This window comes from Paenibacillus sp. FSL E2-0177, assembly GCF_037992975.1.
Lineage (GTDB): Bacteria > Bacillota > Bacilli > Paenibacillales > Paenibacillaceae > Paenibacillus_AQ > Paenibacillus_AQ odorifer.
In genome coordinates, this window is the sequence record NZ_CP150307.1 from 2,400,350 (window position 1) to 2,415,989 (window position 15,640).

At 45.5% G+C, this 15,640-nt stretch carries 14 protein-coding genes and 1 other annotated feature; all 14 genes read left to right on the top strand.

From position 1 onward, the window contains the following. The 14 genes from MHI25_RS10555 (at window position 1) to MHI25_RS10620 (ending at window position 15,526) form a co-directional block, all read left to right on the top strand. Window positions 1-771 carry a glucose 1-dehydrogenase gene (locus MHI25_RS10555; protein WP_340395381.1) on the top strand — a complete coding sequence of 257 codons (771 nt, stop codon included), beginning with the start codon at window positions 1-3 and terminating at the stop codon, window positions 769-771. A gap of 20 nt (window positions 772-791) precedes the next feature. Then, window positions 792-1,697, top strand: a complete 906-nt coding sequence (locus tag MHI25_RS10560; RefSeq protein WP_340395382.1) for a fumarylacetoacetate hydrolase family protein — start codon at window positions 792-794, stop codon at window positions 1,695-1,697. 12 nt (window positions 1,698-1,709) lie between these two features. Next, window positions 1,710-2,549 carry an amidohydrolase family protein gene (locus MHI25_RS10565; protein WP_340395383.1) on the top strand — a complete coding sequence of 280 codons (840 nt, stop codon included), beginning with the start codon at window positions 1,710-1,712 and terminating at the stop codon, window positions 2,547-2,549. Window positions 2,550-2,582: 33 nt separating this feature from the next. After that, window positions 2,583-4,352 carry an IlvD/Edd family dehydratase gene (locus MHI25_RS10570; RefSeq protein ID WP_340395384.1) on the top strand — a complete coding sequence of 590 codons (1,770 nt, stop codon included), beginning with the start codon at window positions 2,583-2,585 and terminating at the stop codon, window positions 4,350-4,352. Window positions 4,353-4,670: 318 nt separating this feature from the next. Beyond that, on the top strand, window positions 4,671-5,687 hold the full coding sequence (locus MHI25_RS10575) for an NAD-dependent epimerase/dehydratase family protein (protein WP_076301377.1): 1,017 nt from the start codon (window positions 4,671-4,673) through the stop codon (window positions 5,685-5,687). Then, a complete protein-coding gene (locus MHI25_RS10580) occupies window positions 5,687-6,757 on the top strand; it encodes a dihydrodipicolinate synthase family protein (RefSeq protein WP_340395386.1) in 1,071 nt (356 codons plus the stop codon). The genes MHI25_RS10575 and MHI25_RS10580 overlap by 1 nt, the downstream gene beginning before the upstream one ends. A 130-nt stretch (window positions 6,758-6,887) precedes the next feature. After that, window positions 6,888-8,069 carry a MalY/PatB family protein gene (locus tag MHI25_RS10585; RefSeq protein ID WP_076125027.1) on the top strand — a complete coding sequence of 394 codons (1,182 nt, stop codon included), beginning with the start codon at window positions 6,888-6,890 and terminating at the stop codon, window positions 8,067-8,069. A 117-nt stretch (window positions 8,070-8,186) separates the two neighbouring features. Then, window positions 8,187-8,477 carry a hypothetical protein gene (locus MHI25_RS10590; RefSeq protein ID WP_036679330.1) on the top strand — a complete coding sequence of 97 codons (291 nt, stop codon included), beginning with the start codon at window positions 8,187-8,189 and terminating at the stop codon, window positions 8,475-8,477. Window positions 8,478-8,540: 63 nt separating this feature from the next. Next, window positions 8,541-9,491 (top strand): nucleoside hydrolase, encoded by a 951-nt coding sequence (locus tag MHI25_RS10595; protein ID WP_340395387.1) that lies wholly within the window; start codon window positions 8,541-8,543, stop codon window positions 9,489-9,491. 189 nt (window positions 9,492-9,680) lie between these two features. Further along, window positions 9,681-10,901: a stalk domain-containing protein gene (locus MHI25_RS10600; protein WP_280752992.1), complete on the top strand. Its 1,221-nt coding sequence runs from the start codon at window positions 9,681-9,683 to the stop codon at window positions 10,899-10,901. 62 nt (window positions 10,902-10,963) lie between these two features. After that, window positions 10,964-11,195, top strand: a binding site (T-box leader). A 63-nt stretch (window positions 11,196-11,258) separates the two neighbouring features. Beyond that, window positions 11,259-12,065 carry a class I SAM-dependent methyltransferase gene (locus MHI25_RS10605; RefSeq protein WP_340395388.1) on the top strand — a complete coding sequence of 269 codons (807 nt, stop codon included), beginning with the start codon at window positions 11,259-11,261 and terminating at the stop codon, window positions 12,063-12,065. Window positions 12,066-12,110: 45 nt separating this feature from the next. Beyond that, window positions 12,111-13,052 (top strand): AraC family transcriptional regulator, encoded by a 942-nt coding sequence (locus tag MHI25_RS10610; protein WP_340395389.1) that lies wholly within the window; start codon window positions 12,111-12,113, stop codon window positions 13,050-13,052. 352 nt (window positions 13,053-13,404) lie between these two features. Continuing rightward, on the top strand, window positions 13,405-14,358 hold the full coding sequence (locus tag MHI25_RS10615) for a radical SAM protein (RefSeq protein ID WP_038569765.1): 954 nt from the start codon (window positions 13,405-13,407) through the stop codon (window positions 14,356-14,358). A gap of 121 nt (window positions 14,359-14,479) precedes the next feature. After that, entirely contained in the window at window positions 14,480-15,526 is a 1,047-nt protein-coding gene (locus MHI25_RS10620) for a bile acid:sodium symporter family protein (protein WP_076125035.1), read from the top strand. The last annotated feature ends 114 nt before the right edge of the window (window positions 15,527-15,640 follow it).

The following is a 15,640-nucleotide window of genomic DNA, read 5'->3' on the forward strand; positions in this document are numbered from 1 at the left end:
ATGCGACTCAAAGATAAGATCGTCGTTATAACCGGAGCAGGCTCAGGGATTGGGAAAAGCACAGCCGTATTATTCGCTTCAGAAGGAGCGACGGTAGTTATTGCGGATGTTCAGGTGGATTCAGGAAAAGCCGCAGTCGCTGAAATAGAGGCGGCGGGTGGGAAGGCGTTGTTCATCCCTTGTGATGTTACCGATGCTGCCAGTACAAGGGTAATGGCTGATCAGGTCGTTAATGCTTTTGGGCGAATCGATGTGCTCTTTAATAATGCAGGGATCAGTGGCGTGGGGCCTGTACACGAGGTTGCCGAGGAAGTATGGGAGCGGGTTATGCGGGTGAATGTAACAGGCGTGTTCTTAACCTGCAAGGCAGTTTTACCTTATATGATGAACAGTAAGACGGGTTCGATCATTAATATGTCCTCAAGTATTGCCGAGATTGGTGTGGCACAGCGAGCTTCCTATAGTGCTTCTAAGGGGGCAGTCTTGTCCTTAACCAAGACCATGCAAGTCGATTATGCGCCATACGGCATTCGTGTAAATGCTCTGCTGCCTGGTACCATTATGACTCCGTTCGTAGAAGAATATTTAAAGGAGTCACCGGATCCAGAGGCTTCGGTTGCGGCAATCAAGCGTAGACAGCTTAGTGGTGAGCTGGGTAAGCCCAAGGATGTGGCGCGAGCTGCATTATTTCTAGCTTCGGACGAGTCGGAGTTTGTGATGGGTTCGCCGTTTTATGTGGATGGCGGCCTTGTCTTCGGCAAAAATGCATAAAGTGAAGGGGTGTTTTTGATATGAAGCTAATTACATTTTTGCAAAAAGAGGATAATCATATGGGTGTGCTAACCGACCGTGGAGTGGTGGATATTGAGGCTGCACAGACTGCCTTATCCACACGGCTGGAGGCTCCGGTTCCTGTATCAGTTAAGCAACTGCTTGACGGCGGCACGGAGGCGCTGAATCAACTGAGGAATTTTGTGAATGAGCTGCCTATGGAAGAAGAAAATCCAGCCTGGCTGAAGCAGGTGGAAGACTTGACCTTCGGTCCCTGTGTTACCGATCCTGGCAAAATCATCTGTATCGGCCTAAATTACCGCAGGCATGCAGAAGAGACAGGAATGGCAATTCCGGAATATCCGATCTTGTTCAATAAATTCAACAATACATTAACCGGACATGGCTCGGAGGTTCCGTTGCCGAGGACCGCTCACAAAGTGGATTATGAAGCAGAGTTAGGCATCGTAATTGGACGGAGTACGAAATATGTTGCCGAGGAAGATGCCTTAGATTATGTATTTGGATACTGTTCTGCTAATGATCTGTCAGCGCGTGATTTGCAGCTGCGGACGAGTCAATGGTTAGCTGGAAAGTCCTGTGACAAATTTTCACCGATTGGACCCTATCTTGTATCTGCGGATGAGGTGGGTGATCCCAATCAGCTCGATATTCAATGCACGGTGAATGGGGAACTGCGTCAGAGCTCGAACACTTCGGATATGATTTTTAACTGCAAGCAGATTGTTAGTTATATTTCTCAGTGCATGACACTTTCTCCGGGTGACATTATTCTGACCGGAACACCGGAAGGAGTCGTGATGGGCTACCCTCCAGAGAATCAGGTTTACCTGAAGACTGGTGATGTGGTGACGGTGCAGATTGAGAAGCTTGGCGCCCTTACTAATACGATGGTCAGCGAATAGGAGGAAACAGGGATGATCTTCGATTGTCATACCCATTTGTTTGGGCCGGGCATGGTTTCAGGACCTACGGATGAAGCGATCAAACGAGCTTGGGGGCCGGATATGAATATCGAAGCAACCCCTGAGCAGCACCGCCGTAATTTGGAAGGTTTCTCCGGTGCTATTGTACTTGCTATGGCTGCGCATGCAACGGGACTTGTCGTGCCAAATGCTTATGTCGCTGACTACTGCCGCACTGATCCAAACCGGCTATTTGGTTTTGCCAGCGTAGATCCTAACCATCTGGATTGTGTTGCTGAATTTGAGACTGCGATCCGGGAAATGGGGCTAAAAGGGCTGAAGCTTGCCCCTATTTATCAGAACTTTTACCCTGATGACCCCAAACATTTTGCTCTCTATGCCAAAGCTGAACAGCTGAATGTGCCTATACTTTGGCACCAAGGCACCTCATTTGTGCCAGAAGGATATCTGGATGCCTCCAGACCGGCGATGCTGGATCCCATTGCCCGTGCTTTTCCAAAGCTGAAGATGATTGTGGCGCATATGGGCCATCCGTGGGTTGACGAATGTATTTCGCTGGTACGTAAGCATCCCAACATGTACATGGATGTATCTGCGTTAGGTAGCAGACCTTGGCAATTCTACAATGCGCTCGTATCTGCTATGGAATATGGGGTTCAAGACAAACTATTGTTTGGGTCAGATTATCCGTTTTTTGGGACACAGAAAATGCTAGAAGCGCTTTACCATATTAATGATCTGGCGGAGGGAACAAAGCTGCCGCAAATTCCGCAGGAATTCATTGAAGGCATTATTCATCGCGCTACACCGGAAATTCTCGGGCTGGTTTAGTCAACAACTGTGGTTGCTAAAGGAGATGGGGTCATGGCGGAGTGTAGAGACAGCGAGGAGAGTGCAGCTAGATTCGGTGGTAAGTTGAAGAGTGAAGCTTATTTTCAGGAAAAGGATCTGTGGGGATTCATCCACCGTTCCTTTACGAAGTCGATGGGATACACCGAAGAAGATATCCACAAACCGGTGATTGGCATTTGCAATACGTTCAGTGAGCTGAATAAATGCCATTCACATTTTAATGAATTAGTGGATTATGTGAAGCGCGGCGTTTGGCAGGCTGGGGGAGTGCCGATGGAATTCCCGACCATCTCTATCGGTGAGCCTTATGTGAAGCCAACGACGATGCTGCTGCGAAATTTAATGGCGATGGATACGGAAGAAATGATGAAGGGGCATCCCATTGACGGGGTAGTGCTGCTTGGGGGGTGCGATAAAACGGTGCCCGCACAGTTGATGGCAGCAGCTAGCGCCAACATTCCAGCCATTGTGCTGACAGGTGGACCCATGCTCAACGGGCGGTTGGGTGGCCGCAGTCTCGGAGCGTGTACGGATTGTTACGGTTTTACACTGGAACACAAAGCAGGAAATATCAGTGACGAGGAACTGGCTATTGCAGAGAATGCAATCTGCCGCAGTGACGGTCACTGTATGGTAATGGGCACAGCCAGCACTATGGCCTCGATTGCGGAGGCCCTCGGCATGGCTTTACCAGGCTGCGCAGCTATTCCGGCTCCGGACAGCAGACGCCGACATATGTCTGAGCGCACCGGCAAGCAGATCGTCGAGTTGGTACGCCGCGATATCCGTCCACGTGACATCATGACTGCGGCGGCGATAGAGAACGCGATCACGGTTACGATGGCCAGCGGCGGCTCGACGAACGCGATTATCCATCTCGTGGCGATCTCCCAGCGCCTTGGGATGAAGCTCCCGCTGGAGACCTTTGACCGCATCAGCAGCCAGACACCGTTCATCTTGAATCTGCGGCCTTCCGGCAAGTATCAGATGGAGGAGTATTTTGAGGCGGGTGGAGTGCCAGCCTTAATGAAGGAGCTGGAGCCGCTGCTGCATGGGGATTGCATTACTGTCACAGGTAGAACGATTAAAGAGAATCTGGTTCAGGCAGCCACACTGGACAGGGATGTGATACGTACCTTGGAGGAGCCGCTCGACAGCCAAGGTGGAATTGCTGTATTGCGCGGAAATCTAGCGCCGGATGGGGCGCTGATCAAGCAAACCGCTGTATCGGCGCATCTCAAAAAGCATATAGGACGCGCAGTAGTCTTTGAGAGTCCGGCTGATCTAAACGAGCGGATCGATGACCCTGATTTGGTCGTGGATAAGAACAGCGTGCTGGTGCTTAAGAACACAGGGCCTAAGGGCGCGCCTGCCATGCCGGAGATCGGGCAAATTCCGATCCCGCAAAAACTGCTGAAGCAGGGCATCCGCGATATGGTCCGTATCTCTGATGCTAGGATTAGTGGGACCTCTTATGGCGCATTGATTGTACATGCGGCACCGGAGGCGGCCATTGGCGGAACGTTAGCACTTGTGCAGGATGGCGACGAAATTGAGTTGGATATTTCCGCAAGGCGCCTGGAGCTGAAGGTGGCGGATGAGGAGCTGGCCCGTCGGCGGCTCTTATGGCATGCGCCTAAGCCGCACTATGACAGGGGCTATGGCTTGCTGTTTCACGAGCGGGTGCTTCAGGCGAACCTTGGTTGTGACTTTGACTTTCTTCTGCCTGTTGAGCTTAGGGAAGAACTGCTGGGCGCTGCGAGTTCGCTTCACTCGAAATAATCTAATACATGCGCGTAATAATTGTACTTTATACAACTATAGCCTGCCGAAATGCCCTTTTTGAATTTTAACTGTATTTTATGCAGTTAAATCTTAGCAAACTATCATTTGTAGCCTCATGCTGAACTATTAATTGCAGAAAATACAACTAAATAATCATCTATGGATTTGCGAGGCGTTTTAATTGTATGAAATACAACTAAATTGCGAAATCACTAATGTGGCTGCCATAGAACGCTACAGTTAACCAACTGTCTAATCCATCTTTCATCATATAAACGTAGCTTGTTAACAGCCAACAGAGGGGAGAGTTCAATGATGCAAACCGTTCAAGAGCTGGAAGACCGCTTAGCCCGTCCGTCCGCAGCACTGATTGATGAATTGAGCCAGCTTGATGGGGATATTATGCTGCTGGGTGTGGGGGGCAAAATGGGTCCCAGCTTAGCAAGGTTAGCCGTTAACGCGATTCGCCAAGCAGGGCTGGACAAGAAAGTCATCGGCGTTTCACGCTTTTCGAACAAGGTGCTTAGCCGCGAGCTGGAAGCGGCTGGGGTTGAAATTATCTCCGCTGATTTATCAGACGATAAAGCATTGCAGGCACTCCCTGAAACGCAAAACATTCTCTATATGGCCGGGAATAAATTCGGCACCACAGGCAATGAGCATTTTACTTGGATGATGAACGCCTATTTGCCGGGACGCGTAGCAGAACATTTTCGTAATTCCCGGATTGTGGTGTTCTCGACAGGTAACGTTTATCCGTTCACTCCGGTTGGTCAAGGGGGAGCAACGGAAAGAACTTCTCCGAACGCAAATGGGGAGTATGGGCAATCCTGTTTGGGCCGGGAGCGGATATTTGAGCATTTCTCACATAAAAATGGAACACCGATGTTTATATATCGGTTGAACTATGCTATTGATCTGCGATATGGCGTGTTGCTGGAGCTGGCTCGGTCGGTTAAGGAAGGCCGGTCCATTGATATAACAATGGGTCATGCCAATGTGATTTGGCAGGGCGATGCTAATGAAATCGCCTTGCGAGCGCTGCTTCGTTGCAGTTCCCCGCCAAATGTGATGAACATTACCGGACCGGAGACGTTGTCTCTCCGCTGGGCCGCTAATGAATTTGGCCGAAAACTGGGCGTTGAACCGATCTTTACAGGGCAGGAAGCACCCACTGCACTGCTAAGCAACGCGGCGAAGGCTGCTGCCACTTTCGGCTATCCGCAGGTATCGTTAGCCGAAATGATCGATTGGATTGGCGATTGGGTAGGACGAGGCGGAGAAACCTGGAACAAACCCACGCATTTTCAGGAGCGGGAGGGCAAATATTGATGACGCTGAAAAGAAAACCTCTGACTACAGCTTTAAATGCCGCACTTCATGATGGATTGGCTATTCCCGCGCATCCGCTTGCTCTAACTAAGGAACGAAAGCTGGATGAACGTCGTCAACGAGCGCTGACTCGCTATTATCTCGCTTCTGGGGCGGGAGGAATCGCGGTCGCAGTGCATTCCACTCAATTCGAGATCAGGAATCCGGAAATAGGGCTGCTAGAGCCCGTGTTACGTCTCGCTGCGGAAGAGGTGGAGCGTGCCCAGCTAAATCGGCCATTCTTGAAAGTGGCAGGCATCTGCGGTGGGACGGAGCAGGCGGTCCTCGAAGCTCGACTTGCTGTAAGCTTTGGTTATGAAGCCGGACTGCTCAGCATGGGAGGTCTGCAAGCCTTAAGTGAGGAAGAGCTCCTGGAACGGGCGCGCAGAGTAGCGGAAGTGATTCCTGTATTTGGTTTCTACCTGCAGCCATCTGTGGGCGGGCGGATCTTAAGCTTTGATTTTTGGAAGGCATTCGCTGAAATAGAAGGCGTGATCGCCATAAAGATGGCACCATTCAATCGTTATCAGACGCTGGACGTAGTCAGAGCCGTACTTGACTCCAGTCGTAGTGAAGAAATTGCCCTCTATACCGGAAATGATGATAATATTGTCAGCGATCTACTCACAACTTTCCGATTCATGGTGAACGGCAAGCCGGTTGAGAAAAAAATAGTTGGTGGCCTGCTGGGTCACTGGGCGGTATGGACGAGCAAAGCTGTGCAAATGCTGAATGAGATTAAAAAGATCCGCAGTGAACCCTCGTTAGCAGCAAGCTGGTTAACCTTTGGGGCTGAGGTGACAGACAGTAATGCAGCGTTATTTGATCCGGCCCATCATTTTCATGGCTGTATTCCTGGTATACACGAAGTGCTTCGCCGACAGGGATTGCTTGAAGGCTTATGGTGTCTGAATCCGGAAGAACAATTGTCACCGGGTCAAATGGAGGAGATCAACAGAGTCTACAAGGATTATCCCCATCTGGTGGATGATGAATTTGTCGCTGCTCATTTGGATGAATGGCTGCAATAATTCGAGGTTGTACCTGATTGAGTTATGGAGAGCGTGCTTTCACGAGTGCGTTCTTTTTTTGTGCAGTATGCCATATCGGTTTCCTCATGATACAATAAAAGATAAGTTTATAAGGATGAGGTGACTTTAGTTGAAGTATGATTTCGATCGCGTAATTGACCGCCGTAATACTAGCTCTTACAAATGGGACCAATCCGAGAAGTTGTTTGGTGAGAAGGATATTATGCCGCTTTGGGTGGCAGACATGGATTTTGAAAGTCCTCCCGCAGTGAAGGAAGCCATTCTGCGCCGCGCAGAACAAGGAGTTTACGGTTACAGTGTACCTAGTGATACTTATAAAGAAGCCATCACGTCATGGTTTAAAAGACGGCATGATTGGCAGATCAAACCGGAGTGGATTTCAGATTCTCCCGGAATTGTAACTTCCTTAAGCCTCTCTGTTGAACTGTTTACTGAGCCTGGGGACGAGGTTATTTTACAATCGCCAGTTTATTATCCCTTTTATGATGTCATCCAGATGAATGACCGGAAGGTTGCCAAGAATCCGCTTATCGTCCGTAATGGGCGCTTTGAGATGGATTATGAGCAATTGGAAGGGTTGATGTTGGGTGGAGCGAAGCTGCTGCTGTTATGCAGTCCGCATAATCCAGGCGGTAGAGTATGGGAAAGAGAAGAGCTGTTGAAGCTCGGTGAACTGTGCTTGCGTCACGGAGTGACAGTTATCTCTGATGAGATCCATTGTGATTTGGCGCTTCCAGGTTATGAGCATATTCCTTTTGCATCCTTGTCTGAGGAAATTGCCAATATTACGTTAACCACCCTTGCCGCTACCAAAACCTTCAATCTTCCGGGGCTTCAATCCTCTTTTATCGTGTCCTCGAATCCGGAATTGAAACGTAAATTTGATCAAAAAATGAAAGCCTTGAGCTTACATATGGCTAGTTTCTTCGCGCAAGGAGCGGTACAAGCCGCTTACAATGACGGAGAAGAATGGCTGGATGAGCTGTTACAATATGTATCAGATAATGTGGATTATACGGTCAGCTATTTGGCGGAGCATTTACCACAGGTTCATGTGATGCAGCCGCAAGGAACCTACCTGCTCTGGGTGGATTGCCGCGAACTGAACTTGGAAATAGACGGTCTGAAGCAGCTGATGTACAAAGAGGCTAAAGTGGCTTTTAATGAAGGTTCTGTTTTTGGAACAGAAGGCAAAGGCCATCTGCGGATTAATCTGGCTTGTCCGAGATCCACATTAGTTGAGGCATTGGAACGCTTTTGCAAGGCAGCCGCAGCTTATACAACGAAATAAACGGTGATTACTGAAGCTTGATGATTCCGCTAATGGGATCGTTAAGCTTCTTTATTTTGCAATAGGGTAAAAAGAATAATAAAATAGAGTCCATTACGAAAAGCAGGAGGACTGCAAATGAAATGGGTAGCTCAGCTTCCGTATTATAAGATACAACGAGAAATTAGGGATGGAGAACAACGAAGTGTTGCTTCCAATCGGCTAATGTATCTGTATCAAGATAGAATTGTAACACGCCATCGGGAATTCCCGCTAAAAGATATTTTCGATATGTCTTATCGCTCAATGGGGGATATGGGCGGCATGTTCTATCTCCACACGAGTAAGGGCGTGTATGCTTATTTGATAGAGTGCGATCCTGAGCGGTTTATTGAAGCCTTTAAAGAACAGGAATTGAATAAAAATTGAGCGACCCTCGTTGGCCGTGATATGATAGCTTTTATGAAAAAAACATAATGGGAGAGAACATAAATGAGCAAAACACGAATTATTATTGATGCAGATACAGGTATTGACGATGCACTGGCGATTCTATATGCCTTACGTGCTCCAAACGTAATTGTAGAAGGAATTACAACCGTTTTTGGAAATATTGAGGTCGAAAAGGCGGCGGACAATTCACTGCGGCTAATTGAGCTTGCTAAGCCCGGTTATGAGATTCCTGTAGCGATCGGAGCATCCAAGGCGCTTGTTCGTGAACACTCAGGCTACGCCACTCATGTGCATGGTGAGAACGGTATTGGCAATGTGGAAATTGCTCCATCCAGCCAGCGTCCCATTAGCGAAACTGCATCTGAGTTTATTGTTCGGATGGCTAATGAGAATCCCGGAGAGATTGTATTAGTCACACTGGCACATCTAACCAACCTTTCTATGGCGCTTGATATGGACCCTGGTATTAAGAATACTTTGAAAAAAGTAGTGGTGATGGGCGGTACGATCTTCAATCCCGGCAATAGAACACCGGTTGCGGAAGCGAATATTGCTGGGGATCCGGAAGCTGCTGATCATGTATTTACATCTGGGCTTCCTGTTATGATGGTGGGTCTAGACGTTACGCTTAAGACGCGGATTACACAAGAGCATATCGATTTATTAAAACGTTTTGGACGTGAAGAAAATAAAGCGATCATTTCGTTTATGGAACAATCGCTTACTCATTATTTTAATTTCTATCGTGAAGCGAACTTTTTGATCAACAGCGCACCGCTGCATGATCCACTCGCACTTATGGTTGCGCTGCAACCAGATCTGGTAACCTACAAAGAGATGAATGTTCGAGTGGAGCACAAAGGTGAGTTTACATCGGGAATGGTCGTAGCGGACTTGCGGGCTCAGCCAAAAGTGGGTAAACCCATACAAGTTGCAGTGGATGTAGATGTTGAACGAGCAGTGGGAACCTTTTTGAGCGTGTTTATGTAATTTTGCCGACCTCTTCTAATATGACAAATAATTTCGCAGCTCATAAATGACAATCTATTAATTTTACAATTGGATAATCTTTGGTAAAATGGTAGAGGACATATAAGAGTTTACAAGATTAGACTGCATATCATAGAAGAGGGAGACTTAACATTCATGAATAAGCGAATCGGTAAATTAGTATTATGTATGGCTATTTCGCTAGGAGGCACCACGGCGTTATTCCAAAATACCACACAGGCAGCCACAGCTGGTGGAGTTAGCATTGTGCTGGATGGTTATCCACTACCATTTCCAGTAGAACCTGTTGTGATGAGCGGAACAACGATGGTGCCATTCCGAGCTATATCTGAAGCTTTGGGAATTAATGTCGAGTGGAATCAAGCGCAGAAGAAAATTACGGCTACCAAAACAGATACTGCAGGGACTAAAGTGGTAACCCTGACCCTTGGCAGCAAAAATGCAGGTGTTAACGGCGCGGTTGTGAAGTTAGGAGTTGCTCCGCAGACGATCCGGGATACAACGATGATTCCCCTTAGCTTCTTCGGCCAGCAGTTTGGTGCGGGTGTAGCTTGGAATCAATCTACGAAGACCGTATCTATTACTTCGCCGAAGACTGAGCTGTACACTCTTGGTTTCTATGCTCTGAGTTCTTATAGTGAGATTTCCTTACTTCCTAATTTTGATGCTATGGCCTTCGGTTGGAGTGGGATTGATAAAAGCGGGCAATTCACCACAACGGGGACTGATTTCAAATGGCCTCAGGCGGCTGGTGACGTAACACCAGAATCGATTGTCACGAATGCAGCGGCAGGTGGAACTGCTCCTTATCTGATGGTCTTCTCTGGAGACACCGCATCAGAGTTAACTAAGAACCTGGAAGATAAGCAGCTTCAAGAACAGACGATTACTGGAATCGTAGATCTTGCAACGCAAAAAGGATTCCAAGGCATTACCCTGGATCTGGAGGGCCTAGGTCTAACCGGTGATAAGGCGAAGGTGCAAGCAGATTACAATGCTTTTGTGAAAAACCTATCACAAAAAGCACATGCAGCAGGACTTAAACTTACCGTTATTCTTCATCCATTAAATAGTTCTTATAAAGGTTATGATTACAAAACTTTAGGAACACTTGCAGATGATTTGGTCATTATGGCGTACGATTATTTACAAGAGAAAAAAGTTCCAGAGCCGATGAGTTTAGTTGATGAAGGCATCCGGCTTGCGCTTCAGCAAGTGAGTAAGGATAAGCTGATCCTCGGGATCTCTGTGTATAGCGAAAACGAATCTTCAGTGAATTCTAAGGTAGGACTTGCTAAACGTTATGGTCTTAAAGGAATTGCGATCTGGCGTTTAGGTCTGATCGGACAGCCTGTCTGGAACGAGATGGGGAAGTCAGTAGAGCTGTAAGTGGAATTTGTATTGACAGGGAATAATTACTAAATATATACTAGGTCAAAATACAATACGGAATAAACGTAATGATTGGGAGTATTAAGGAATAACTACTGCCCAGAGAGCTGCCGGTTGGTGCAAGACAGCGGAGTAGGTTCCCCAACTCACCCATGAGCGGTAAGATCGAACCTCAGTAGATCTTAACGGCTAACCCTCCGTAATCGGGTTCTAAGATTCGTTGTTTATTATAAGCAATAAGCAACGATCAAAAAGAGTGGTACCGCGAAGGTTAAACCTATCGCCTCTTTGGAGGCGATAGGTTTTTTCTGTTCTCTACAGAAAAAAATACAATTAAAGGTCGGTGTTTTGGCAATGGGCAATATTATTGATTATTACTCCCAATTTGATGAGTGGGGAAGATTGGATAGGGAGCCGCTGGAGTTCATCATTAATCTGCATTATATAAAACAGTATTTAACTACCGCACACTCTATACTGGATAATGGTGCTGGGCCCGGTAAATATGCCATGGAGCTGGCGAAGCTGGGCTATAACGTAACGTTATCGGATCTTACCCCTAAGTTAGTTGAAATAGCTCAGCAGAAGGTTAATGAATTAGGATTAACTGAGCAATTTAAGGGTTTTCATGTGCTGAATGCAACTAGTTTAGAGGGAATATCAGACGAGAGCTTTGATGCTTCTCTGATGTTAGGCCCTTTATATCATTTGCAAGAAGAAGAGGATCGGATTTTAGCAGTTAAGGAATTGTTTCGTGTGACAAAGAAGAATGGCATCGTATTTGTAGCCTTTCAAAGTCGGATGAGAATGACTCTTACATCCTTACAGTTCCCACAACATTGGAAGCCTAATGACAACATGGATTCAATACAAGAATTTTATGATAGCGGGATTTTTAATCATAAAGATGAAGGTAGGTTTACGGGAGCTTATTACTTCAATATTGAGGACATAAAATCTTTCATGGAGGAGAATGGATTTCAAACCATTGATTTAATTGGTTCTTCTAGCCTCGGAGCGTTACTGACAAATGAGCAGAAACAATACTGGACTGACCGGGGTGAACATGAGGAGCTCTTAGAATTTCTCATTAATGCAGCAAAGGATCCATCCATTTTGGGGATTTCATCTCATCAGTTGTATATAGGGCGAAGAAAATAAATAAGAAAAAAATCATTTAATCATCACGGGATTGAGGTAGGTCTAGTGAACAATGATTACAGGGTGCGTATTCAGACGGTTCTTCATTTTATTGAGGACAACTTAGATCAAGAAATAAATCTGGAAACGCTAGCTGAAGTTTCTAATTTTTCTAAGTATCATTTTTCTAGAGTTTTTTCTGCAATTACAAATAAAACACCAATGACCTATCTGACGGAAAGACGTCTACATCACGCGATAACCTATCTTGAAACAACCCATAAAACCATGCTAGATATCTCAACTCTATGCGGTTTTAGTTCCATCTCAAGTTTTAATTCATCCTTTAGGAAACTGTTTAAGACAACCCCAAGCGAGATGAGAAGGTCAAGGCAAGAACATAGCAATTATCAGTTAATGTCCAGCAATAATCAGGAAGAATTGTCTCCTTCTAAAAATTATGATGTGAGTATCAACATAAATAATTTTTTAAGGAGAGTATGGGAAATGAACATTGAGGTAAAAGAACTTCCAAGTTATCAAGTGGCATACGTAAGGCATGTTGGCAGCTATCTTGAAACGTATAAGGCATGGGGAACACTCAGCAAGTGGGTTGAGAAAAATGATTTACCTTCAACAGAATACTTCATTGGTATTTCTTTAGATGATCCCAGCGTGACTGACGAATACTCTTGTAGATATGATGCCTGCATAACCATTCCAGAAGAGTTTGTTAAAGAGGGTGATTCGGGCGTAGAGTTCAAAACTTTATCTGGTGGTCTTTATGCCTTATATTCGTTTTATGATACGATCGACAAATTGGCTATTGCCTATCAAAGTGTGTACGGTCAATGGCTACCTAACAGTGATTATGAACCGGATGATCGGTATGCGCTCGAATTTTGTATGAATGATCCATATACAGACCCTGAAGGTAAAGCAAAAGTTGATCTTTATATCCCTATAAAAAGTGTCGGTGGACATCACCAGTTTGAAGATAACCTGTAATATACATGCCTGAATGCGTATCGGTTTATCCATCACTCCACGAGGCTTTCGGACTCGGATGACGCTATTCATTGGCAAAAGGCTCATATTGGGCGTTTTTCCGGTCAATAGGTGCTCTGGAGTCCGTTGGCATTCTTAAAATAGGATAATTTTAGGTTTAGGGTCAGCTGAGTCCGTTACAGGTTACTATGCGTATCTGAAAGTGATTACGCATGCGCTTCCGACTAATTCGTTAATTAAACCGTACACTCGAATGTTATAAAACTCACATTAACCTAAGCCATAAACCTATATAATCTCTAAGGTTGAACTTTTGAACTAAATTCATTATTTTTCAGGAGGACATTAGAGTATGAGATATAAAGCATTAGAGCTCGACAAACCGCTTACTTATGAGCTGGAAGGGTTAGAAATAGGGGTAACTTCGAACTGTAATTTCCGCTGCGATTATTGCTGTGCATATAATAGAAATGATGGACAAAGCATTAAAGCCAAAGAGGTCATCCGCATTCTGGACGAACTTCCAGGCCTTAAAAGAGTACGCTTATCAGGTGGAGAAGTGACGCTGAAATTCGATGACTGTGTGGAAATTGTAACCTACTGCGCATCCAGAGGGATTCAGACACAGTTAAATTCCAACGGCAGTCTTTTAAATGCTGAACGAATTGGCCAATTGGTCTCCGCAGGATTAACGACTATACATATTTCCTTCAATTTTACTACTGCGGAAGCTTTCTCAAAATATTATAATATTCATCCAAGCATCTATGAAAAAATAAGAGAAAATATTACCCTATTCGCTGCAACAAGTGTGGATACCGTACTGGAGACGCTGCTGTTCAGTGAAACCCAGGATAATATGAAGGAGATCAGCGATCATGTCTACGCAATGGGCGTGCGCACACATGAAATTCAGAACAGTATTATCATGGATCATACAGGTTGGAAGTCTATAGCTGCACGGGAACAATTAAAGAATGCAGTGAGTGAGCTGATCGCACGGAAGAAAGAAGATACGATTCTGTATTTCACCTGTATGGACCGCTTTATGGACGCCCTTGGGTTCGAAGAGCAGCCGGGTGTGTATTTTCCTCACTGTATTGAGGGGAAGAAGCAGCTTCATCTGCATGGAAATGGCGACATTTTGATTTCAGAGCTTTGCCATCCGGTGATTATCGGCAACATTTATCAAGGAACTTCACTAAAAGATTTATACAATAATATGCCGGCGCCATTGGCACAGTTTTTGGATAAGCAACCCTGCCCAGCACTGGATGCATTGTTTCCACAAGGCATAGAAGTTTAACACTCTATATAGATTACTTCGAGGGACCAATTTAAGAATTGGTTCCTATTTTTTTATGGTAGACTTAATAAAAAACAAAGATAAGGGATGTATGAGCTTCATACATAAGGTGTACTGCCAAGTGTTTGCTAATATAAGAAATGGACTCATCAAATCTAATGTTGTTCTAGAAAAGATTATGCCGTTATTAACACCCACGGCCATCGTGGTCGGCGTACTTAACGAAAGCAGACTGCTGCCGTTCACAGGTCTCGTGCCCTGGATTTTTGCTGTAATGACGCTGATCGGTAGCTTGAAGTCCAACCTAAAGGATCTGTTGGGGGTACTCCTGAAACCTCAGAAGCTGATTATTCTAATGGTAATTTTACATATTGTAATGCCGCTGATCGGCTGGCTTGCAGCCATGGCTTTTTTTCCGGGAGATCCATATACAGTAACTGGTTATGTATTGTTGTTCGCGATTCCTACAGGTGTTGTAAGTGTGGTATGGGTGTCGATGTACGGAGGGAATATTGCGCTGACATTGGCGCTTATTCTGATTGATACGCTCTTGTCGCCCATTGTTGTCCCGGGTACCTTATATTTGCTGATGGGAGCGAGTGTTGAAATTCAGCTAGGCGATATGATGAAAGGGCTGCTATGGATGGTAGTCATTCCTTCTGTAGTTGGGATGCTGCTGAATCAATGGACAAAAGGGAAAGTAAATACGGTATGTGGACCGCCGCTTGCTCCGTTTGTTAAAGTCGGATTGTTTGTAGTTGTTTCTATTAATGGGGCCAGCATTGCCCGTTATCTGAAACATCCGGATGGCAAATTAGCGATCATTATTGGAGTGACCTTCATAACCGTTGTGCTTGGCTATGTGATCGGAGCTTTGGTGTCACGCCGCTTCCGCTTTAGTTATGAAGATTCCGTGGCTGTACAGTTTAATTCGGGTATGCGGAATTTAAGTGCGGGAGCTGTATTAGCGGTGAAATATTTTCCTCCTGCTGTTGCGCTTCCAGTAATTTCGGGGATGTTGTTCCAACAAATACTCGCTGCGATGTCTGGTCTATTTTTACGTAGTAGAACTAAACGACTGTTAAGTGAGGGTGCATTAATGCAAGCGAATACGGTCTCTCAGCTAGAACCACATAGTTCATCTAGGACAGATGACAGGCCTTGTTAAACATCTTGTGAAGGATATATGACCTAAAAGCTGTGATATTTTATTCATTTACATGAAAAATTTCGACATTTTATGATATATTTCTTATTTTTGCGCGATTTATATTCACTATTC

Bases quoted from the DNA above. Each gene is read 5' to 3' on its own strand.
- MHI25_RS10555 (WP_340395381.1), top strand. From the start codon at position 1: ATGCGACTCAAAGATAAGATCGTCGTTATAACCGGAGCAGGCTCAGGG.
- MHI25_RS10565 (WP_340395383.1), top strand. From the start codon at position 1,710: ATGATCTTCGATTGTCATACCCATTTGTTTGGGCCGGGCATGGTTTCA.
- MHI25_RS10570 (WP_340395384.1), top strand. From the start codon at position 2,583: ATGGCGGAGTGTAGAGACAGCGAGGAGAGTGCAGCTAGATTCGGTGGT.
- MHI25_RS10580 (WP_340395386.1), top strand. From the start codon at position 5,687: ATGACGCTGAAAAGAAAACCTCTGACTACAGCTTTAAATGCCGCACTT.
- MHI25_RS10560 (WP_340395382.1), top strand. From the start codon at position 792: ATGAAGCTAATTACATTTTTGCAAAAAGAGGATAATCATATGGGTGTG.
- MHI25_RS10605 (WP_340395388.1), top strand. From the start codon at position 11,259: ATGGGCAATATTATTGATTATTACTCCCAATTTGATGAGTGGGGAAGA.
- MHI25_RS10575 (WP_076301377.1), top strand. From the start codon at position 4,671: ATGCAAACCGTTCAAGAGCTGGAAGACCGCTTAGCCCGTCCGTCCGCA.
- MHI25_RS10595 (WP_340395387.1), top strand. From the start codon at position 8,541: ATGAGCAAAACACGAATTATTATTGATGCAGATACAGGTATTGACGAT.
- MHI25_RS10590 (WP_036679330.1), top strand. From the start codon at position 8,187: ATGAAATGGGTAGCTCAGCTTCCGTATTATAAGATACAACGAGAAATT.
- MHI25_RS10615 (WP_038569765.1), top strand. From the start codon at position 13,405: ATGAGATATAAAGCATTAGAGCTCGACAAACCGCTTACTTATGAGCTG.
- MHI25_RS10600 (WP_280752992.1), top strand. From the start codon at position 9,681: ATGGCTATTTCGCTAGGAGGCACCACGGCGTTATTCCAAAATACCACA.